The organism is Stutzerimonas chloritidismutans AW-1 (genome assembly GCF_000495915.1).
GTDB lineage: Bacteria > Pseudomonadota > Gammaproteobacteria > Pseudomonadales > Pseudomonadaceae > Stutzerimonas > Stutzerimonas chloritidismutans.
The window spans coordinates 25504-46492 of sequence record NZ_AOFQ01000053.1 but is presented as its reverse complement, the minus strand read 5'-3'; the positions used below and the strand labels follow the sequence as shown (position 1 = coordinate 46492).

Sequence of the window (20989 nt, the reverse complement as noted above, 5' to 3'; positions counted from 1 at the left end):
GGTGCTGGTGCTGGTGCTGGTGCTGGTGCAGGTGCAGGTGCAGGTGCAGGAATTGTAGGGACTGCGGCATTCGCGGTGGGCCCGCCATTCTCGTCCTCGCTCTCGCCACCAGCAGCGGCCGCCAGCGGCTCGCGCACCACCGGCTGTGCGTCGCCACCCAGTGGCAGGGACAACGGCCGCTCTTGTCCATCGAACTCGATGGCAGCCGGGTCCTGCTCCCCGGTCTCAGCAGACGGCCCCGAGGCAGACGAACCATCGAGCGGCAGGGAGGTCACTTCGGGGGCCGAAGGGCGCTCGGAATCGCCGCCACGCAAGAAAAGAAAGCCGACAGCTATAAGAACAAGGACTGCGACTACAGCAACCAAATGTTTTTTGGGTAGCGGAAATCCGATACCGCCCGATTTCCGCCGCCCGCGCTTGCTCTGCATCGCGGCGATGAGCTCGTCTCGGGCCAACTGATTGATCGCCCCCGGCCAACCACCAGACTGCTCATGGATACGACCAATCTGCTCTTCGCTCAGACACTCTAGGCCGCTACCGGCACCCTCCAGCCGCAATGCCAGGTACTCCCTGGTTTCGTCCTCTTCATACGGCTGCAGCGCGATGGCATGGTAGCGCTCCTCGCCATCACTCAAGGCCTCGAGCCGCCCGCCAAGCGCAGACTCACCGAACAGGAACACATGCGGCCTGGCCTCAGGGGTGCCCGCAGCCAGACGCAGAAGGGTTTCCACCGCAGCACCCGTCAACTGCTCGGCGTCGTCGACCAATAGATAGACTTCCTGACCTGTCAACGCCAGCTGGATGACCTGGGCCATCACGCCGTCGAAATCGGCCTCCTGGCTGTTCAGTGCTTGAGCGATCTGTGCCAACAGCGCGCTCGCATCCATCGTAGCCTGAGGGGTAATGACTACGCTCTGCACCGCCTGCTTGTTGCTACTGGCAACCAGTGCCTGACGCAAAAGGGTTTTTCCACTTCCCTCCGGCCCGGTAACCAGCAGCAGCAACTGGCTGTAGCGCGCCAGATGATGAAGCTGCCCAAGCACCGGCTTGCGCTGCGCGGGAAAGAACTTGAAGCCCGGAACGCGAGCCGCAAAGGGGTCATGGCTGAAGCCATAGTGATTCAGAAACGCGTCGTCCGCAGACAAACTGGTCATGGAAATTTTCTTATGCTCCAAGGTGTTCCGTCATTGCACCGTAACTGGCGCTCAAGGTGGTTTCCAGCACGTCGCGAGGGAAGTCCCCGGTCACAACAGCCTCGCCCATTCGCCGCAGCAAAACGAGGCGCAGCCGACCGTCCAGAACCTTCTTGTCGACGGCCATGTGCTCGAGAAAGTCCTGCGGCTTCATCTGCGCAGGGGGCACGACCGGAAGCGCCGCGCGCTGCAGCAACTTGATGGCCCGGTCACGCTCCATCCGCGTGATCCAGCCCAGCTGACAAGACATCTCCAACGCCATCACGGTTCCCGCCGACACGGCCTCACCATGCAACCAGACGCCATAGCCCATATGTGTTTCTATCGCGTGGCCAAATGTGTGACCTAGATTGAGAATCGCGCGCACGCCGGACTCGCGCTCATCAGCGTTCACCACCTTGGCCTTTGCAGCGCAGGAGCGATGGATCGCCTCCGTCAGCACCACAGGATCAAGCGCTCGAAGTCGATCAACATTTGCCTCAAGCCAGCCAAGGAAGGGCTCGTCGCAGATAAGCCCATACTTGATCACCTCAGCCAGCCCCGCAGAAAGCTCACGAGGCGGCAATGTCTTCAAGGTCGCGGTGTCAATGATGACCGCTCGGGGCTGATAGAACGCCCCGATCATGTTTTTGCCTAGAGGGTGATTGATACCGGTCTTGCCGCCGACCGAAGAGTCCACTTGCGACAATAGCGTGGTGGGAACCTGAATGAAGTCCACGCCACGCTGATAGCTGGACGCTGCATAGCCCGCCATATCGCCAATGACGCCGCCACCCAGCGCGATGACCGTGGTATTGCGATCGTGCCTAGCTCCGAGCAGAGCGTCGTAGATCAGCTGCAGGGTTTGCCAATTCTTGTGTTCCTCCCCGTCGGGAAGAATCACCGGAGTAACGGTGTAGTCGGAAAGGGTCTGAGTCAGTCGATCGAGATACAGCGGCGCAACAGTTTCATTAGTGACAACGGCCACCTGCCGCCCGCGGATCCTGTCGGAAAACAGCTCGGCGCGATCAATCAACCGTTCGCCAATATGAATGGGATAGCTACGCTCACCGAGATCGACCTGAAGAGTCTGCATGGGGCCCCCAACAATAAAGGGGTCTAGGATAGCGCAGATTCATCTCGGCTTTCACGAGGCGGTAAAGACGCGAGCCGGTCGAGAATTTCCGTCACAACCATCCGCGGCGGACGTTCGTCGGTCTCGATGATGACGTCCGCTATCGAGCGATATAGCGGATCGCGAATGGCCATGAGGGCGGACAGAACGCTGCGGGGATCACTAGCCTGCAATAGCGGCCGGTTGCGGTCGCGGGCGGTGCGTTCGAGCTGCTGGTCGACCGACGTGCAAAGATAGACGACTTGCCCACCGGCACGAAGGGCCTGCCGATTATCCTCTCGCAACACCGCACCACCGCCAGTGGCCAGCACCACTCCCTCGAGCTGGCAGAGATCGGCGATCACCGCCCGCTCCCGCTCGCGAAAACCGCCCTCACCCTCCACGTCAAAGATCAGTGGAATGCTGGCACCGGTCCGTTGTTCGATCTCCTTATCGGAATCCTTGAATGGGAGACGAAGCTCTTTGGCAAGCAAACGCCCGATGGTGCTTTTGCCAGCACCCATCGGGCCTACGAGGATAGTGTTCTTCAATGAGGTCAGCGACTCACAGCAACAGCTTGGTGATTGAGAATCTTGGGAGTCAAGAATATCAGCAACTCGGATTTTGAGTCTGCCACGACGTCCCTTCGAAACATACGCCCAAGATAAGGCAGATCACCCAGGAACGGAACTTTATCCACCGACCGGCTTTGCGTGTTGGAGAAAACCCCACCAATAACGACAGTCTCGCCGTCATTCACAAGGATTTTCGCGTTCACTTCATTTTTGCGGATGGTCGGAGTGCCGTTGACGTCGTTTGCAAAATCCGGCTCGTCCTTGGTGACTTTCACCTCCATGATGATCCGGTTATCAGGGGTAATCTGGGGCGTCACCTCCAGCGAAAGCGCGGCCTCCACGAAGGTTGTGGAAGTAGCACCGCTTGAACTCGCCTCTTGATAAGGAATCTCCGACCCCTTGAGAATCTTTGCCGTTTCCTTATCAGCCGTCATGACCTTTGGCTGAGAAACCACTTCGCCATTACCCGACTTTTCCATCGCCGAAAGCTCGAGATCAAGAATCAGATTATCTGTGATATAGCCAATTCCGATTCCGGCAGTCCGATTCGCTACGCCAAGGTCAACGAACGGATAATTACCGTTGCCATCTTCGCCACTTTCACCAGCCTCATCGCCAAAATCGTCGCTACCGTAAACAGCGCCCCGACCGTTAGCGAACAGCTGCGTCCCACCCCAACGTACGCCCAGCGCCTTGTCATAATCTACGTTCGCCTCGACGATTCGAGCCTCGATCATGACCTGTCGGACTGGAATATCCAGCTGCGCCACGATGCGCCGAAGTTCGTCCAAGCGCTCCTGAGTCTGGTAGGCAATGATGTTGTTCGTACGGTCATCAACCGCGAGCGATCCACGCTCGTCTGCCTGCCCCTCGGAATTGGTCACCGACTGAAACAGCCGCGCAATATCGGCAGCTTTTGCATAATTGACCTGAACGACCTCGCGACGAAGTGGAGCAAGCTCGGCGATCTGCCGCTGCGACTCAAGCTCCTGACGCTCACGGGCAGCAATCTCGTCGGCAGGCGCGACCAGCAGCACGTTACCAACCTGGCGCTTATCCAGACCTTTGGTTTTAAGCACCAGATCCAGCGCCTGGTCCCAAGGCACGTTTTGCAGACGCAGGGTTATGTTGCCAGCGACGGTATCGCTCGCCACCAGGTTCAGATCGGTGAAGTCAGCGATCAGCTGCAGTACGGAACGAACGTCGATATCCTGAAAGTTGAGCGAGAGTTTCTCGCCCGAATAAGCGAAGCGCTCAGCCTTGCGCTTCTCGGCTTCATCCTCGGTCAGAGGCTTGATGCTGATGGTCAGTTTGTTGTCTGTCTGGTACGCCAGATAATCGTATCGACCGGTCGGCTCGATGGCGACACTAGCTCCACCGGCCTGAGCGGACGAATCGACAAACTTTACGGGCGTAGCGAAATCCTGAACATCAAGACGAACACGCAGCGCCTCCGGCAGTTGAGCCTTGTCGAAGAGGACACGAATCTTTCCGCCCTGCTCCTCAATGGTCGAGCCTACCGATGGGTCAGAGAGCGTAATAACGACGTTTCCGGCACCGTCTTCACCCCGACGGAAATCGATGTTCTCGATCGCCTTACCTACAGCCATCGCCTTGGCAGGCGCAGCCACTGGAGCAACGGGCGCAGCTGAAACAGCTGGGGCACGTACAGCACCCGAACTTTCGCCCAATACCACAAAGAGATTGTTACCATCTACGCGAGTGGAGTAGGGCACCAGAGTATTGAGATTAACGATCAGTCGGGTACGGCCTTGGGCTTCAACGACGGTCACGCTCCGCGCATTGCCAACTCCTAGCTCGCGATTCTTCGCTCCGAGCTTATTGGATACGCCGGGCAGGTCGAGCGCGATCCGCGCAGGCTGATCGAGGGTATAACCACGCGGTGCAGCCACCGGTTCGTCGAACGCAAGCTTCAATTCAACACGGTCGCCAGGCAGCGCAGCGACATCGAGGGCGTTCAGGTTGGCCGCCAGCAGGGCTGGAGAAATAAACGCCGCCAGCAAAGAGATACCTAGGCGTGAAAGGGTAGTGTTCATAAATTGCTTCCGTTGTGCAGACCGGTAAAGGTTTTCCATGCTTTTGCCCCGCGCTAGGTGCGCTCTTTCAAGGTCAGACTGCGCGGGCGCTCGAGCCACCCACCCTCTCCATCAGGTACGATTTCCACTACATCCACTCCCGCATCGCTGATCTCGACGATACGGCCATGGTTGCGCCCCAAATAGTCACCAATCTTGACGCGATGAACCCCGTCGCCGCCCTTGATCAAGGCGTACCGCCCCCCACCATTGGCTAACGTGCCTACCATCGTGAAGTTCTCGATATTGAACCCCTCAAGAAACTGCTTAACTCGCGACTCATCGGGCTGGATATCTTTTGAGCCCTTTTGCCGCTGGGTTAAATCAAGCTTGACGGGAGGCTGAAACGGATGTCGCAGGGCGGCAGCGCTATAGGTAAAGGCTTCGTAGGGAATGAATGCCGGTAGCGGCTCAATTGTCCCTTTCGGCTTCGCCCTGACCTCATTCATATATTGCTGCAGATCGCCGAAGTCGTTGCTGCTGCCGCAGCCAGTCAGCGCAACGTAAGCGCTCCATAAACCCCGTCCTAGCGGACGGGGTTGTTTTCAGGAAGCAGCTGGCGCTGGCGAGCAGTTCCACGGCAACAGCGCTTCGTAGCCTTCGACGCTGTTGACCTGAGGCAGGCGCTCAAGGATGTGGCGCAGGTAGGCGTAGGGCTCCTGGCCATTGGCTTTGGCGGTTTCGATCAGACTATAGATCTGTGCGCTGGCCGTGGCGCCTTTGGGTGTGTCGCTGAACAGCCAGTTTTTGCGGCCGATGACGAACGGGCGGATGGCGTTCTCGGCGCGGTTGTTGTCGATGGGCAGGTTTCCGCCTTCGATGTAGCGCTCCAGGCGGCTCCAGTTGTTCTCCAAGTAGTTCACCGCCTTGCCCAGGGAGGTCTGTCCGGCGACCTGCGGCTGAGCTTTGTCGAGCCAGGCTTTGAGCTGGTCGAGCACTGGTTGACTGCGCTGTTGGCGGGCACTCAGGCGTTCAGCGTCGCTGGCGTCTTTCAGCTCGCGCTCGATACCGTAGAGTTTGTTGATCAGGTTCAGGGCCATGTCGGCTCGCCCAGTTTTGCCTTTAGGCTGCACCTTCTGCGCCTCGATAAATTTGCGCCTCGCATGGGCCCAGCAGGCCAGCCGCTCGATGCCCGCTTGCGCGGCCACGGCGTTGTAGCCGGAGTAGTCGTCGGTCATTAAATAACCGCAATAGCCGGTGAGCAGGCGCAAGGGTACGTCCTGCGCACGACTGGTTGTGTAGTCGAAGAGGATCACCGGCCTGTCTGGCGGGCCGCCGGTTTGCACCCACATCCAGGATTGGCTGCTCGGGCCGCGCCCCGGTTCTTTGAGCACCTGCACCCGGGTTTCGTCGCAGTGCAACACCGGATAATCCAGCAGCGTGTCGCGCATCAAGTTGAGCAAGGGTTGCAGATAGTCACCGCATTGGATCACCCAGCGAGCCAGGGTCTGCCGCGGGATGTCGATGCCATGGCGATGGAGGACTTTCTCGAAGCGGTACAGCGGGATGCCGTCGGCGTACTTGGTGGTCAGCAGCATCGCCAACACGCTGGGCGTAGCCAGGCTTTTCTCAATCAGTTGCGCGGGCTTGTCCGCGGTGATCGGGGCGGCTTCGCAGGCTTTGCAGGCGTAGGTCTTACGGATATGGCGGATGACCCGCACCTGCATCGGGATGATTTCCAGCTGTTCGCTGGTTTCCTCACCGATCACTTGCTTGCAAGCACCGCAGGCACAGGTCAGCTCGTGCTCGGGCAGCTCATGGATAACCTCAACGCGCGGCAACTCAGCCGGCAGTGGTTTACGCTTGCCACGACGTTTGACCGGCGCGACGACGTCTTCCTCGATCTCTTCGGCAGTAGTTTCGGGCGCGGCTTCGGTGAGGCTTTCGGCTTCGGTGAGGCTTTCGGCTTCGTTGAAAATCTCCAACTGCGGCGAGTCAGGATCGGCCGTCTGCTCGGATTTGCGACCGAACAGGCGTTGGATCAGCAGTGCGTTTTGTTCGCGCAGGTGCTCGATCTGCCCGTCCTTGTCCTTGGCCAATTTCTGTGCAGAAGACAGCACCTCAGCGAGCAATTGCTTGAGCGCTGCGGGGTCGTCAGGAAGGGGTTCAGGCACGGAAATCATGCCATGGATTATACCGGCTCAAGTCACGAAACGTGGTGTCAGCACCTTGTGCGGTTGATTGCCCCAGAGGTCGATGCCCTCCAGCAACTGATTCAATTCCCGCACCGTCAGCTCGATCGCTTCGTCACCGGCATCCGGTTTGGTCTTGAACCGCTCGGCCTCCAAGCGCTTGAGCCACAAACAGAAACCGTTACGATGCCAATACAGAATTTTCACTTGGTTGCGCGTGCGGTTGAGAAAAACGAACAACGCCGGGTCGAACACCGCCACCTTGATATCCAACTCGACCAAGGCGGCCAGACCGTTGATGGATTTGCGGAAATCGACCGGCTTGGGGTAAAGGTAAACGGCTTTGACCTTGGGGTCGGGACGCATCATGGGCTGGGCTCCAGGAAAATCGGGAGCACAGCATCTGTGGGCCTTCACTTAACTTGAAGGTGTGGTTTGTGGAGCGGTTACAGCGCAACCAGACTTAAGCCCAACGCAGTAAGTCTCGCGCGATTCATTTCTGCAGCCCCTTGTCGTTATAACGATAAGTCTTAGCGACGATGTTCATACGCAATTTTGATGTAGCTTCGTTCTTTTCGGTCTTGATCTCGAAATCATGTAGCGTGACGATACGCGGAAGGCTTGCCACACCACTCACGAAAGTTGCCAGATCGTGATACCCCCCAACGACCTTAATATTTATAGGCAACTCGATATAGAACTGCTGAGCCACCTCTGGCTGCAACTTGATTTCCTCGAACTCCAGCCCACTACCGAGACCCGTTCGAGTGATATCTTCCAGAAGCCCAGGGACCTCGGTATCGCTTGGCAGTTGCCGCAATAACGCACCAAACGACGTTTCCATCTCGGCCATTTGCGCTTTATAAGCTTCCAAATTGGCGGCCTGGAAGGCTTTGGTCGAGAACTGCTGCTTCAAGGTTTCTTCCTGAGCGCGCTGCTGCTCCAATTGCAGTTGCATATCCTGCAAATGAAAGTAATAACCTAGAGCAAGCACCGCTGCGAGAAGCATAACGCCAGCAATGAACTTGACCGGCGCAGGCCAAGAACCGAGGTTATTAAGATCGAGATCAGCGAAGTCTATCTTGCGAAAACTATCTAACGATTCAGCCAGACTCATGGCTTTGCTCCTTCCGTAGCGGCAACCGGCTGCGTTTGCTGAACCGTCAGCTGGAACACATTTTCCTGATCCACGGCACCGGCGGTGACGGCTTTCACCTCGTTCAGATTCGGCGCTTCGAGCCAATCAGAGGCATCAAGATTGCGCATAAGGTTGGAGACACGATTGTTCGATTCGGCAGCACCAATGATCGCAATGTTCTTTCCGGTCATTTTTACCGAAGTGAAATACACTCCATCCGGCAGAGTTCTTACAAGCTGATCAAAAACTCGCCCGATAATAGGTCGATTACCTTGCAAGTCCTGGATGATTTTCATTCGCTCCAGTAGTTGCTGACGACGCTCTTTCAATTCCTTGATTTCTTTAATACGAGCATCAAGAACCGCAATCTCCTTTTTGACAAACTCGTTGCGCGCACTCTGCTGCTCAATCGCAGCTTGGAAATAACGATCTCCAAGAAAGACCAGCCCAGCCGCTATGACCAGCACACCGACCAGAGACGCTAGGAAACGCTGCTTTCGTTCTTCACGCAGCTGTTCACGCCACGGAAGTAAGTTGATTTGCGCCATTAGTCGAAGCTCCTCAGCGCCAGGCCACAAGCAATCATCAAGGCCGGCGCATCGCTAGCCAGCGCTCCAGCATTCACTTTGCTGCTCAAAGCCATATCGGCGAATGGATTCGCAACTAGAGTCTGAGTACCGATCTTCTGCTGAATCATGTGATCCAACCCAGGTATCGATGCCGTCCCGCCCGCTAACAGGATGCAGTCGACATCATGGAACTGTCCTGCCGCAAAGAAGAACTGCAACGAGCGAGAAACCTGCTGCACAACTGCCTCTTTGAACGGAAGCAAAACCTCACTGTCGTAGTCGTCTGGGAGGCCGCCTTGCTTTTTGGCTAGACCAGCTTCTTCTTGTGAGAGGCCGTAGCGTCGCTGAATTTCCTCCGTCAGCTGACGCCCGCCGAAAAGCTGTTCACGGGTATAAATAGTACGACCGTTATGCAGAACACTAAGGGTAGTCATGGTGGCACCGATATCCACCACGGCAACGGTCAACTCTCCATGCGCCGCACCCAACTGTGGAGCAAGTAGCCCGTAAGACCGCTCAAGCGCATAGGCTTCGACGTCAACCACCTTGGCAGTGAGTCCCGCCAGCGCAAGCGCTGCCTCACGAATTTCGACGTTTTCCTTGCGGCAAGCGGCGAGCAGGACTTCTGCTCGGCCAGGAGAGCGAGGAGCCGGCCCCTGGACTTCGAAGTCGATCGCCACTTCTTCCAGCGGATAGGGAATGTACTGGTCCGCCTCGATCTTCAGCTGATTCTCGAGTTCTTCGTCGGACAAACCAGCATCCATCTCGATGATCTTGGTGATTACCGCGGAGCCTGAAACAGCCACTACCGCCGACTTGCATCCGGTCTTGGCCTTGGCAACCACCCGCTGCAATGCCTGGCCGACGCCCTCGAGCTCGGCGATGTTCTTTTCAACTACGGCGTTTGCCGGGAGCGGCTCGACAGCATACGCCTCGACGCGGTAGCGACTACCTGATCGACTTAATTCGAGGAGCTTGACTGAGGTCGAACTGATATCGATCCCAAGCAGCGTGTTCGCTTTCTTAGTGAAGAGCCCTAGCACGACCGATTTCCTATCTTTATCCGCAACTTACGGATTAATTATGTTTATCCACATTAGATAACAGCCTTGACAGAAGCGCAAATGGCTACCCGGCAAAAAAACCGCATATAATGTGAACGGTTTTCCCTTTCAGCATCGCCGCAGTCTTCCTCCCCCAAATCCTGGATTCCAAGAACCCTGATGCGTTTTTTGAAATTTTTTCTCTGGTCGTGCTTCGCAGTCTTTTGCGCACTCTTGCTGAGCATCAGCGGCGCATTTCTCTACCTCAGCCCCAACCTCCCCTCCGTCGATTCCCTGCGGAGCATACAGCTTCAAATTCCGCTGCGGGTTTATAGCGCGGATGACAAGCTGATCGCCGAGTTCGGGGAAATGCGACGCTCACCGATCCACTTCGAGGACATCCCTGAGGAATTCATCCACGCACTGCTGGCTGCCGAGGACGACAATTTCGCTAATCATTATGGCGTCGACATAACCGGCCTGATGCGCGCTGCCACGCAATTATTGAAAAGTGGGCAGATTCAGACCGGCGGCAGCACCATTACCATGCAGGTGGCGAAGAATTACTTCCTTACCAGTGAGCGGAGTTTCTCGCGCAAGATCAACGAGATACTGCTGGCATTGCAGATAGAGCGCGAGCTCAGCAAGAACGAAATCCTCGAGCTGTACGTCAACAAGATCTACCTTGGCAATCGTGCCTATGGAATCGAGGCGGCTTCTCAGGTGTATTACGGCAAGCCCATTTCGGAGCTTAGCGTCGCACAGCTGGCGATGATCGCCGGCCTGCCGAAGGCACCTTCTGCATTCAACCCATTGGTTAATCCGACCCGCAGCAAAGAACGACGCGACTGGATCCTGGGCCGCATGCACAGACTTGGCTCACTGGATGAAACTAGCTATCGGCAAGCACTCGCCGAACCTGAGACCGCTCGGTACCACGGCGCAGCCCCCGAGCTGGATGCCGCCTACATCGCGGAGATGGCGCGCGCCGAGATGGTGGGCCGCTTCGGCAGCGCTGCCTACACGGATGGCTTCCGGGTAAAGACCACGGTGTCCAGCGAGCGGCAGCTTGCTGCCAACCTCGCACTCGACAACGGACTGATTGAATACGACCAGCGGCACGGCTACCGCGGACCGGAAGCGCGCCTCGCAGAACTGCCGCGCGATAGCTGGCCCAGCGAGCTGGCCAAGTACCGAAGCCTTTCCGGGCTGCAGCCGGCCGTCGTCACGCAGGTAGAGACCAGCGGGATTCTGGTGCTGACGCGCGACGGAAACGAGCACGCAGTAGCTTGGGACAGCATGAAGTGGGCCCGTCCCTACCTCGGCATCAACAGCATGGGGCCAAGGCCACAGCGCCCAGCCGACGTGGTCAAGCTAGGCGACGTGGTCCGCATTCGCTGGCAGGACGATGAAACAGCCGTATTCAGCCAGGTGCCGCAGGCGCAGGCGGCACTGGTTTCACTCGACCCCCAGGATGGTTCGATCGAAGCGCTCGCAGGCGGTTTCTCGTTTGGCCAGAGCAACTACAACCGCGCCATCCAGGCCAAGCGCCAACCCGGGTCGAGCTTCAAACCGTTCATTTACAGCGCAGCGCTGGACGCGGGCTACACCGCCGCGAGCCTGGTCAACGATTCCCCCATCGTCTTTGTCGAACAGGGCATGGACCGCATCTGGCGCCCGAAGAACGACAACAATACGTTCCTCGGGCCGATCCGCATGCGCGAGGCGCTGTACAAATCGAGGAATCTGGTTTCGATTCGTCTGCTGCAGACAATGGGCATCGACCACACGGTCGATTACATCAGCCGCTTCGGTTTCAATCCGCAGGACCTGCCGCGCAACCTATCTCTGGCATTGGGTACGGCGACGCTTACACCTATGGAGATCGCCACCGGCTGGACGACCTTTGCAAACGGCGGGTACAAGATCGAGCCATACCTGATCCAGCGCATAGAAGACCGTGAAGGCAAGCTGCTCTTCGAGGCCAACCCGGCACGCGTGCCATCGCGGAATACCGAGACTGAGGAAACAGAGGCCGAGGCTTACGCAGCGCCTGACACTAGAGACCTGAATGACGGCGAGGCACTCGACGCCGAACCACGCCTTGCCGAGCAGGTACTCGATGAACGTACCGCCTACATCATGACCAGCATGCTGCAGGACGTTATCAAGCGCGGCACAGGGCGACGTGCGCTGGCCATGGGGCGCGGTGACATCGCAGGCAAAACCGGCACCACCAACGACTCCATCGACAGCTGGTTCTCCGGTTATAACGCCGACATCGTAACCACGGTATGGGCGGGCTTCGACCAGCCACAAAGCCTGGGGCGCAACGAATATGGCGGCACGGTCGCTCTGCCGATCTGGATGAGCTACATGAGCGCAGTGCTAAAGGACATGCCCGAGCACCCGCCAGCGGAGCCGGACGGGCTGCTCAAGCTGCGCATCGATCCGGTCAGCGGTCGCTCTGCCACACCCAGCACGCCTGACGCCTATTTCGAGGTCTTCAAGAGCGAGGATTCGCCGCCCCCCATGGGTGAATTCGACTCTGGAACCCAGGCACCTGGAAGCCCTCTTCCGGCCGATGAAGCCGCCCCGCTGGATCTGTTCTGATCGACCGGTTTTCGCCAGCAACAAAAAACCCCGCCTTGGCGGGGTTTGTTTTTTTAGCGCGGTCAGCCGTTGAAAACGTCGTTAACCGACTGCAGCGGATAATGCGACGGGTAAGGCAATGTCGCCACGCCACTTTCGATGGCTGCCTTGGCCACGGCATCAGACACCAACGTGATCAGACGCGGATCCATTGGCTTCGGAATGATGTACTCGCGGCCGAATTCCAGACTATCCACACCGTACGCAGCAGCCACTTCAGCCGGCACTGGCAACTTGGCGAGATCGCGCAGCGCAATGGCGGCCGCGATCTTCATCTCCTCGTTAATGCGCTTGGCGCGAACATCCAGCGCGCCACGGAAGATGAACGGGAAGCCCAATACGTTGTTGACCTGGTTCGGGTAGTCCGAGCGACCAGTTGCCATGATGACATCCGAACGCGTCGCATGCGCCAGCTCCGGGCTGATCTCCGGATCAGGATTGGAGCAGGCGAAGACAACCGGATTGGCCGCCATGCGCTTGAGACCTTCCGGACTCAGCAGGTTGGCGCCTGACAGGCCAACGAAAACGTCGGCACCTTCGAGCGCATCGTCCAGAGTGCGCTTGTCGGTTTCATGGGCGAACACAGCCTTGTACTGGTTCAGATCGTCACGACCGGCGTGGATGACGCCCTTGCGATCGATCATGAAGATGTTCTCGATTTTCGCACCCATGCTGACCAGCAGCTTCATGCACGAGGTTGCGGCAGCCCCAGCACCGAGGCAGACGATCTTGGCCTGCTCGAGAGTCTTGCCGGCGATTTCCAGCGCATTGAGCATGCCGGCAGCCGTCACGATGGCGGTGCCATGCTGGTCGTCATGGAAAACCGGGATATCGCACTGCTCGATCAGCGCCCGCTCGATCTCGAAGCACTCCGGCGCCTTGATATCTTCCAGATTGATGCCACCAAAGGTGATCGAGATGCGCTTGACGGTATCAATGAAAGCCTGCGGGCTTTCCGCATCGACTTCGATGTCGAATACGTCGACGCCAGCGAAACGCTTGAACAGCACGCCCTTGCCTTCCATCACCGGCTTGGAAGCCAGCGGGCCAAGGTTGCCCAAGCCGAGAATAGCGGTGCCGTCGGAGATAACAGCCACCAGGTTGCCTTTGCCAGTGTAGCGGTAAGCCAGCTCCGCATCGCGAGCGATCTCGCGCACAGGCTCAGCTACACCCGGGCTGTAGGCCAGGGAAAGATCACGAGCGGTGGCGGTGGGCTTGGTCAGCTCGACGCTCAATTTCCCTGGACGGGGCTGGGCATGGTATTCGAGCGCGGCAGTTTTCAGGTCAGTCATGTGGCATTTCCGCTTATTTTACTGGGACAGACAGGCGGTCGAGCATACGCCAAGAACAAGCGCACTCACAAGCCAGCGGGCCGGCTGACTGTCAAGCCCAAGCCGCTACGACTTTCCGGGTAGATTCACGCGCCGTTACGAACAGCCGATCAGCGCGACAACTCCAGCATCGCCGGATGGGTGACGCGCAGCATCCAGCGGGCCTGCCCGGCCCCCACCCGTCCGCGGCGGTCGACCACCCAGCCCCTCAGCTCGAGTCGCTTCCCGGCAAGTACGGTCATTGTCCGGACATCGAATGCGTCAAGCGCCTGCGGCGGTATGTTCACCACCAGCGGACCATCCATTTCGAGCCAATAGCCGCCACGATTGCGCTCGACCCGCTCGACCCTACCTTCGAGCAGCGCGAAGCCACCACGCCTCAACGATTGCGGCGAGCCGGGCTTCAGCTCGCGCCAGACACCCAGACCGTTTTGCCGCGCCCGCTGCTCGGCCCGCTGCTGACAGGCCACCATCCGTGTATTCGGCGCCACCGCGACCATGAAGCCAAGGCCATCGGCAAGCAGCACGGCTTCGAGATTACGTCCCTGCGCGTCATAAGCATGGGCCAGCGTGCGCCCATAGCGATCGTGCCGCTCCTGGCCCAGGACCAGACCGACCCGCCCGTCACTGGCCTGCACCAATGCCTGCAGTCGGCGCCGTGCGGCCAGCGCGAAAGGCTCGGCCTTGCGCCCGTCACGCCCCAGCTCCGGCGTGTTGATGCCGATCAGCCGCACGCTGCGACCATCGACCAGACGCAGCGTATCGCCGTCAACGACTTGGGCCACTTCCAGCGTCGACAAGCGCCCCGGCGACGGGCAGAAGGCAAGCGCTTGAATTTGCCAGAAGACGGAAACGAAAAAGGCGCCCACCAGGGACGCCTTTTTCATGTGCTCGGAAAACCCCATTGGATTCCCGGTACGCCAGCTTACTTGGCGCCGAACACACCGAAACGCTGCTTGAAGCGATCGATACGGCCGCCGGTATCCAGCACCTTCTGCTTGCCGGTGTAGAACGGGTGGCACTCGGAGCACACGTCGAGGCTCAGGTTCTTACCCAGCGTGGAGCGGGTCTTGATGACGTTGCCACAGCTGCAGGTGGCCTCGATTTCGACGTAATTAGGATGGATATCGGCTTTCATGGTGAATCCTCTAGGATTGTGTGCCGCCACCCGACCCTATGTCGAGTACCGCACGAAGTAGGGCGCGAATCATACCAGAGAGCTAGGGTGATGCAAGCGCGGGCGACAGACGCGCTGAGCCGCTGGCGCGCTCGCGACGACGCCGAATCGCGTCATCGTTTACCATCGCCGCACATCACCAAGGATCATCGAGTGTCTTCCAGCATCCTCCGCCTGGCGCTGCCCTCCCCCCTGCGTCGCCTGTTCGATTACCTGCCGCCGGCTGGCGTGTCACCCGCCGCTCTTCAACCAGGCGTACGCCTGCGCGTGCCCTTCGGTCGACGCGAAGTGGTCGGCATTCTGGTCGAGCTGAGCGACCACAGCGAAGTGCCGGCGGAAAAGCTCAAGCCGGCCCTGGAACTGCTGGATAGCAAACCACCCCTCCCCGCCCCGCTATTCAAGCTTTGCCTGTGGACCGCGCAGTATTATCAGCACAGCCTTGGCGACACCCTCAGCTGGGCACTGCCGGTACTGCTGCGTCAGGGCGAACCCGCTGAAGCTCGACAAGAGCGCTACTGGCACGCAGCCGAAGGCGCGAGCCCTGACGATCCGCGATTGGTTCGTGCACCCAGGCAGCGCGAAGCGCTGAAGGCCATCGCCCAGCACGCTCACGGCTTGCCACATGCGCTGCTCAGCAAACTGCAGCTGAACAAGGACAGCCTCGACCTGCTGCTGGAAAAGGGCCTGGTGCGTATCGAATCCCGCCGCAGCAGGCAGACGCGCGGGCACAGTGGCGGCTGGCTGCTACAGGCCGAGCTCACCTTGAATACACAGCAACGCGCGGCCTTCGAGGCGGTGAGCGCGGGCCTCGGAGGATTTCAGGCGTTCCTGCTGGCGGGGGTGACCGGCAGCGGCAAGACCGAGGTCTACCTGCAACTGATTCATCGCGTACTGGAAGCCGGCAAGCAGGCGCTGGTGCTGATCCCCGAGATCAACCTGGGGCCACAGACGCTCGCTCGCTTCGAACAGCGCTTCAACGCCCGGATCGCGCTGCTGCACTCCAACGTCAACGATCGTGAACGACTCGATGCCTGGCTCGCCGCCCGCGATGGCGAGGCGGACATCATCATCGGTACCCGTTCGGCCCTGTTCACGCCGATGAAGAATCCCGGCCTGATCATCATCGACGAGGAGCACGACGCCTCTTATAAACAGCAGGAAGGCTTGCGCTACCATGCCCGCGATCTGGCCCTGCTGCGCGCGCGCCAGGAGAACCTGCCGATTGTGCTCGGTTCGGCCACGCCCTCGCTGGAAAGCCTGCACAACGCCCACAGCGGCCGCTATGCGCTGCTCAAGATGACGCAACGGGCCGGCAATGCACAGTCGCCGCGCTTCCTGCGCCTGGATGTCAAGAGTCGCCCGCTGGACGCCGGCATATCCGGCCCGCTGCAACAGGCCATCGGCCAGACCCTCGGCGCCGGCCAGCAGGTTTTGGTCTACCTCAACCGACGTGGCTTCGCCCCCACCCTGCTCTGCCATGACTGCGGCTGGCTCAGCCAGTGCCCACGCTGCGACGCACGGATGACCCTGCATCAACGCCATAACGAATTGCGCTGCCACCACTGCGGGCACGTCGAGCGACCTCCGCGCAACTGTCCGGACTGCGGCAAGGTGGATCTGCGCCCGGTTGGCGCCGGAACGGAACGCGCCGAGGAGCGCCTGGGCATCCTCTTTCCCGACTATCCGGTGCTGCGTATCGACCGCGACAGCACCTCGCGCAAGGGCGCGATGGAGCAGATGATCGGCACCATCAACCGCGGCGAACCCTGCCTGCTGGTCGGCACGCAGATGCTCGCCAAGGGTCACCATTTTCCGCGCGTCACGCTGGTGGCGATTCTCGATGCCGACGGCGGGCTGTTCTCAGCCGACTTCCGCGCCAGCGAGCGCATGGCCCAGCTGATTGTCCAGGTCGCCGGGCGCGCCGGGCGCGCAGAGGAGCCTGGCAAGGTCATCATCCAGACGCATCTGGCCGACCATCCGCTGCTGGTGCAGCTGACCGAACAGGGTTATTTCGCCTTCGCCGAGCAGGCCCTGTCCGAGCGCCGCGCGGCCGGCCTGCCGCCGTTCAGCCATCTGGCGCTGCTGCGCGCCGAGGCACAGAAGCCCGGCCAGGCCGAAGCCTTCCTTGACGACGCCTGCAACCTCGCCGAACAGTTGCTCGACCAGCTGCAGCTCAACGGCGTCGACCTGCTCGGACCGGTTCCCGCACCGATGGAACGGCGTGCAGGTCGCTACAGGGCGCAATTACTGCTTCAGGGCAACGCACGGGCGACCCTGCACCGGCTGATGGGCGCCTGGGTCCCGATGCTCGAACAACTGCCCGGCGGTCGCGCCGTGCGCTGGAGCCTGGATGTCGACCCGATCGATCTGTTCTGATCGCCTGATCGAAACCCGGACTTTTGCCGCACTGCGCGCCACGCACCTTGAAGCGATACCCATCGCGACCCGATAATGCCGGGTTTTCGCGCACACTTGCGGACTGAGCCGACCATGAAAGACAGCATTCGCCACCTGATCCAGCAAGCCCTCGTCCGCCTGACCGCCGAAGGCGTCCTGCCTGAAGGGCTGACCCCCGCGATTCAGGTGGAAAACACCAGAGACAAGAGCCACGGCGATTTCGCCAGCAACATCGCCATGATGCTGGCCAAACCGGCCGGGCTGAAGCCGCGCGACCTGGCCGAGAAGCTGATCGCCGCGCTGCCGCAGGACGCGCAGATCAGCAAGGTGGAAATCGCCGGACCAGGCTTTCTGAACTTCTTCCAGAACAGCGACGCACTGGCCGAGCGCCTCGAAGCGGCCCTGGCCGATCCAAAGCTGGCAGTGCGCAAGGCGTCGGCGCCCCAGCGCGTGGTGATCGACCTGTCATCGCCGAACCTGGCGAAAGAGATGCATGTTGGCCACCTGCGCTCGACCATTATTGGTGACGCCGTCGGTCGTGTGCTCGAGTACCTCGGCGACGAGGTGATCCGGCAGAACCACGTCGGCGACTGGGGCACCCAGTTCGGCATGCTGCTGGCTTACCTCGAGGAGAAACCGGCGGCGGCGGAAAGCGAGCTGTCCGACCTGGAGCAGTTCTATCGCGCAGCGAAACAGCGCTTCGACGAGTCCGCCGAGTTCGCCGACCGCGCCCGCGAACTGGTGGTAAAGCTTCAAGCCGGGGACGCACAGTGCCTGAGCCTGTGGACGCGCTTCAACGATATTTCCCTGTCGCACTGCCAGAAGATCTACGACCGCCTCAACGTCAAGCTGACCCCGGCCGACGTCAAGGGTGAGAGCGCCTACAACGCCGAGCTTGCAGATATCGTCGAAGCCCTGCGCACTAAAGGTCTGCTCACCGAGGACAACGGCGCGCAGTGCGTCTTCCTCGACGAATTCAAGAACGCCGAAGGCAATCCGCTCCCGGTGATCGTGCAGAAGGCCGGCGGCGGCTACCTCTACGCCACCACCGACCTGGCGGCCATGCGTTACCGCAGCCAGGTCCTGCATGCCGATCGCGCGCTGTATTTCGTCGATCAGCGCCAGGCCCTGCATTTCCAGATGGCTTTCGAAGTGGCGCGTCGCGCCGGCTTCGTACATGCCGGCATGCAGCTTGAGCACATGGGCTTCGGCACCATGAACGGCGCCGACGGCCGCCCGTTCAAGACCCGCGACGGCGGCACGGTAAAGCTGATCGATCTGCTCGACGAAGCCGAGCAGCGCGCCTATGCCCTGGTCAAGGGCAAGAATCCGGACCTCGATGAAGCCGAGCTGCGCCAGATCGCCCGCGCGGTGGGTATCAGCGCCGTCAAATATGCCGACCTGTCCAAGCACCGCACCAGCGACTATCGCTTCAACTTCGAACTGATGCTGAGCTTCGAAGGCAACACCGCGCCCTACCTGCTCTATGCCTACACCCGCGTGGCCAGCGTTTTCCGCAAGCTGGGTCAAGGCATCGATGAGATCACCGGGCAGATTCAGCTCGAGGCTGAGCAGGAACTGGCGCTCGCCGCCAAGCTCGCCCAGTTCGGCGAAGTGCTGAACAGCGTCGGCGAGAAAGGCGAACCGCACTTGCTGTGCGCTTACCTGTACGATCTGGCCGGGCTGTTCTCCAGTTTCTACGAGCACTGCCCGATCCTCAGCGCCGAACAGCCAGAGCAGAAGCAGAGTCGACTTCGCCTCGCTGCCCTGACCGGCAAGACCCTCAAGCAGGGCCTGGAACTTCTCGGCTTGGAAACTCTGGAGCGCATGTAAGTGGCTGCAAGGAAGAAAGCCGCGCCCAAACGAGGCGCGAGCCGCTATCAGGCGCCCGCCAAACAGGCCGTACCAGGCTGGATCTGGCTGGTCTGTGGCCTGGTCATCGGCGGTTTCATCATGTTTCTGATGAGCCTCGAGCCGGGTGGCGAGGAGGTCAAGCGCAACAAGGACGCACCCAAGACCGCGATCAAGGAGCAGCCCAAGCGCACGCCAGCCAGCGAGCAGGCGGCCAAGCCGAAGTACGACTTCTATACGCTGCTACCGGAGTCGGAAGTGATTCTGCCGCCGGAAGCCAAGCAGCCGGAACCGCCGGCCAAGCCGGTAACGCCAGAGGAAGCAGCGAAGATCGACGAAGCCCGCGCGCAGGCCGCACTCAATGGCCAGGTACCACCGCCGCCGCCCACAGTGGCCAAAGCACCGGTTACCCAGTTCTTTCTGCAGGCCGGCTCGTTCCGCCAGCAGGCGGAGGCTGATCGGGTACGCGCGCAGATCATCCTGCTTGGTCAGGACGTGCGCGTGGAAAGCGTCAAGGTGCGTGATGAGCATTGGTATCGCGTGCTGGTCGGACCCTTCGGCAGCCGCGAGCAACTGAATGCTGCACAAAAGACGCTGGCCGCCAGCGGCTACAAGAACCTGCTGTTGCAACAGCGGCAGACGCGCTGAACGAAAAACGCCGGGCTTTCGACCCGGCGTTTTTCATTCTGGCGCAGCAAACCGAATCAGCTTTCCCGCGGCGCGTAGGCAAACACGTCAGCGCGCATCTGATGCGGGTCCATCCCCGCCTCCACCAACGCATCCAGCGTGCCATAGACCATCGACGGCGAGCCGCTGGCATAGATATGCAACGGTTTGAGATCGTTGAAATCCTCGCGAATCGCTTCATGCAGCATGCCGCAGCGACCTTCCCAGCCGCAGACGTCGCTGACGACACGGTGCAGATGCAGATTGCTCATGCCCTGCCACTCATCCCAGTGCGACAGCTGGTAGAAGTCTTCGGGATGGCGAACACCCCAGTACAGATGCACCGGATGCGAGAACCCGGCTGCGCGGCAATACTCGATCAGACTGTGCATCTGCGCCATGCCGGTGCCCGCTGCAACCAGCACCAAGGGACCGTCCGGCAGTTCTGCCAGATGCGTGTCGCCGAATGGCAGCTGGATCCGCGCAAAGCCCTGCCGCCGCAGGAATGCCAGCAGCTCGATCGCGGATTCCTCACGCGCCAGCACGTGCAGCTCCAGCTCTCGGCCGCTGCCGGGAGCAGAGGCGAGGGAAAACGCCGACCACTCACCGTCCTCCCGTTGCAGCAACAGATATTGACCGGCGTGATAGCGCGGCTGGCGACCGGCCGGCAGGCGTAGGCGCAAGCGCACCACATCGCCACCGACCTCTTCATAGCCACTGAGCTGGCAGCTCAGCTCGCGTACCGGCAGCTCGCCGGGCGCCAGCACGCCATCCCACAGCAGCACGCAGTCTTCCAGTGGCTCGGCCAGGCAGGCCAGCAGCTCGCCGTGATCGCGTACCTCGCCGGCCTGCCGCACACGTCCTTCGACCAGCAGCGAGGCGCAGATGTGGCAATTGCCGTTGCGACAGCTCTGCGGGCATTCGTAGCCCAGACGCCTGGCGGCATCGAGAAATCGTTCGCCGGGCCGCACGTCGAGCACGGCACCGGATGGCTGCAAAGTAACTTTCATGTGCACGTCTTATCAGTGAACGGGAAGACCCGCCAAGGCTTTCGGGCGGGCTCGGGCCCGCCTCTT

General features: G+C 60.1%; 18 protein-coding genes. 4 read left to right on the top strand and 14 right to left on the bottom strand.

Annotation, left to right across the window (positions count from 1 at the left end):
- The 10 genes from F753_RS41400 to F753_RS41355 all read right to left on the bottom strand — a co-directional run.
- Positions 1 to 1154: ExeA family protein (locus F753_RS41400; protein WP_023446122.1), on the bottom strand; the 1154-nt coding region annotated here is incomplete at its 3' end.
- Between the two features lie 10 nt (positions 1155 to 1164).
- Complete coding sequence (gene aroB / locus F753_RS41395) at positions 1165 to 2268, bottom strand: 3-dehydroquinate synthase (RefSeq protein ID WP_023446121.1); 1104 nt, start codon at positions 2266 to 2268, stop codon at positions 1165 to 1167.
- Positions 2269 to 2291: 23 nt separating this feature from the next.
- Complete coding sequence (aroK, locus tag F753_RS41390) at positions 2292 to 2837, bottom strand: shikimate kinase AroK (protein ID WP_031298066.1); 546 nt, start codon at positions 2835 to 2837, stop codon at positions 2292 to 2294.
- A 5-nt stretch (positions 2838 to 2842) separates the two neighbouring features.
- A complete protein-coding gene (locus F753_RS41385) occupies positions 2843 to 4918 on the bottom strand; it encodes a type IV pilus secretin PilQ (protein ID WP_023446119.1) in 2076 nt (691 codons plus the stop codon).
- 53 nt (positions 4919 to 4971) lie between these two features.
- The gene (gene pilP, locus F753_RS41380) at positions 4972 to 5454 is read right to left on the bottom strand and encodes a type 4a pilus biogenesis lipoprotein PilP (RefSeq protein WP_051375891.1); all 483 of its coding nucleotides are present in this window, start codon (positions 5452 to 5454) and stop codon (positions 4972 to 4974) included.
- 48 nt (positions 5455 to 5502) lie between these two features.
- Positions 5503 to 7080 (bottom strand): IS66 family transposase, encoded by a 1578-nt coding sequence (gene tnpC / locus F753_RS41375; protein ID WP_023445189.1) that lies wholly within the window; start codon positions 7078 to 7080, stop codon positions 5503 to 5505.
- A gap of 18 nt (positions 7081 to 7098) precedes the next feature.
- A complete protein-coding gene (gene tnpB, locus F753_RS41370) occupies positions 7099 to 7458 on the bottom strand; it encodes an IS66 family insertion sequence element accessory protein TnpB (protein ID WP_023445190.1) in 360 nt (119 codons plus the stop codon).
- A gap of 124 nt (positions 7459 to 7582) precedes the next feature.
- A complete protein-coding gene (gene pilO / locus F753_RS41365) occupies positions 7583 to 8206 on the bottom strand; it encodes a type 4a pilus biogenesis protein PilO (protein ID WP_003301043.1) in 624 nt (207 codons plus the stop codon).
- A complete protein-coding gene (gene pilN / locus F753_RS41360; protein ID WP_014821721.1) occupies positions 8203 to 8775 on the bottom strand; it encodes a type 4a pilus biogenesis protein PilN in 573 nt (190 codons plus the stop codon). Before pilN ends, pilO begins: the two co-directional genes overlap by 4 nt.
- Complete coding sequence (locus F753_RS41355; protein ID WP_023446117.1) at positions 8775 to 9839, bottom strand: pilus assembly protein PilM; 1065 nt, start codon at positions 9837 to 9839, stop codon at positions 8775 to 8777. The genes pilN and F753_RS41355 overlap by 1 nt, the downstream gene beginning before the upstream one ends.
- A gap of 180 nt (positions 9840 to 10019) precedes the next feature.
- Between F753_RS41355 and F753_RS41350 the strand changes: the two genes are divergently transcribed.
- Positions 10020 to 12452: a penicillin-binding protein 1A gene (locus tag F753_RS41350; RefSeq protein WP_023446116.1), complete on the top strand. Its 2433-nt coding sequence runs from the start codon at positions 10020 to 10022 to the stop codon at positions 12450 to 12452.
- 62 nt (positions 12453 to 12514) lie between these two features.
- Here F753_RS41350 and F753_RS41345 read toward each other — a convergent pair whose 3' ends face one another.
- The 3 genes from F753_RS41345 to rpmE all read right to left on the bottom strand — a co-directional run bounded on the left by F753_RS41345 (position 12515) and on the right by rpmE (position 14960).
- A complete protein-coding gene (locus F753_RS41345; protein WP_014821724.1) occupies positions 12515 to 13783 on the bottom strand; it encodes a malic enzyme-like NAD(P)-binding protein in 1269 nt (422 codons plus the stop codon).
- 149 nt (positions 13784 to 13932) lie between these two features.
- Complete coding sequence (locus F753_RS41340) at positions 13933 to 14727, bottom strand: thermonuclease family protein (RefSeq protein WP_023446115.1); 795 nt, start codon at positions 14725 to 14727, stop codon at positions 13933 to 13935.
- A gap of 20 nt (positions 14728 to 14747) precedes the next feature.
- A complete protein-coding gene (gene rpmE, locus F753_RS41335; RefSeq protein ID WP_014821726.1) occupies positions 14748 to 14960 on the bottom strand; it encodes a 50S ribosomal protein L31 in 213 nt (70 codons plus the stop codon).
- 192 nt (positions 14961 to 15152) lie between these two features.
- Here rpmE and F753_RS41330 point away from each other — a divergent pair, with 192 nt between their 5' ends.
- From F753_RS41330 to F753_RS41320, 3 genes are all read left to right on the top strand, one after another.
- Positions 15153 to 17375, top strand: coding sequence for a primosomal protein N' (locus F753_RS41330; RefSeq protein WP_031298062.1), 2223 nt, complete (start codon positions 15153 to 15155; stop codon positions 17373 to 17375).
- Between the two features lie 114 nt (positions 17376 to 17489).
- Positions 17490 to 19229: an arginine--tRNA ligase gene (gene argS / locus F753_RS41325; RefSeq protein ID WP_023446113.1), complete on the top strand. Its 1740-nt coding sequence runs from the start codon at positions 17490 to 17492 to the stop codon at positions 19227 to 19229.
- Positions 19230 to 19895: an SPOR domain-containing protein gene (locus tag F753_RS41320; RefSeq protein ID WP_023446112.1), complete on the top strand. Its 666-nt coding sequence runs from the start codon at positions 19230 to 19232 to the stop codon at positions 19893 to 19895.
- Positions 19896 to 19951: 56 nt separating this feature from the next.
- On the opposite strand, the gene F753_RS41315 is transcribed toward F753_RS41320, so the two are convergent.
- Positions 19952 to 20923: a CDP-6-deoxy-delta-3,4-glucoseen reductase gene (locus tag F753_RS41315; RefSeq protein WP_031298059.1), complete on the bottom strand. Its 972-nt coding sequence runs from the start codon at positions 20921 to 20923 to the stop codon at positions 19952 to 19954.
- Positions 20924 to 20989 lie beyond the last annotated feature (66 nt).

What these genes read in the sequence shown, in the direction of transcription:
- aroB (WP_023446121.1), bottom strand. Translation starts at nt 2,268, where the DNA reads ATGCAGACTCTTCAGGTCGATCTCGGTGAGCGTAGCTATCCCATTCAT.
- F753_RS41385 (WP_023446119.1), bottom strand. Translation starts at nt 4,918, where the DNA reads ATGAACACTACCCTTTCACGCCTAGGTATCTCTTTGCTGGCGGCGTTT.
- tnpC (WP_023445189.1), bottom strand. Translation starts at nt 7,080, where the DNA reads ATGATTTCCGTGCCTGAACCCCTTCCTGACGACCCCGCAGCGCTCAAG.
- tnpB (WP_023445190.1), bottom strand. Translation starts at nt 7,458, where the DNA reads ATGATGCGTCCCGACCCCAAGGTCAAAGCCGTTTACCTTTACCCCAAG.
- pilO (WP_003301043.1), bottom strand. Translation starts at nt 8,206, where the DNA reads ATGAGTCTGGCTGAATCGTTAGATAGTTTTCGCAAGATAGACTTCGCT.
- pilN (WP_014821721.1), bottom strand. Translation starts at nt 8,775, where the DNA reads ATGGCGCAAATCAACTTACTTCCGTGGCGTGAACAGCTGCGTGAAGAA.
- F753_RS41350 (WP_023446116.1), top strand. Translation starts at nt 10,020, where the DNA reads ATGCGTTTTTTGAAATTTTTTCTCTGGTCGTGCTTCGCAGTCTTTTGC.
- F753_RS41345 (WP_014821724.1), bottom strand. Translation starts at nt 13,783, where the DNA reads ATGACTGACCTGAAAACTGCCGCGCTCGAATACCATGCCCAGCCCCGT.
- F753_RS41340 (WP_023446115.1), bottom strand. Translation starts at nt 14,727, where the DNA reads ATGGGGTTTTCCGAGCACATGAAAAAGGCGTCCCTGGTGGGCGCCTTT.
- rpmE (WP_014821726.1), bottom strand. Translation starts at nt 14,960, where the DNA reads ATGAAAGCCGATATCCATCCTAATTACGTCGAAATCGAGGCCACCTGC.
- argS (WP_023446113.1), top strand. Translation starts at nt 17,490, where the DNA reads ATGAAAGACAGCATTCGCCACCTGATCCAGCAAGCCCTCGTCCGCCTG.
- F753_RS41315 (WP_031298059.1), bottom strand. Translation starts at nt 20,923, where the DNA reads ATGAAAGTTACTTTGCAGCCATCCGGTGCCGTGCTCGACGTGCGGCCC.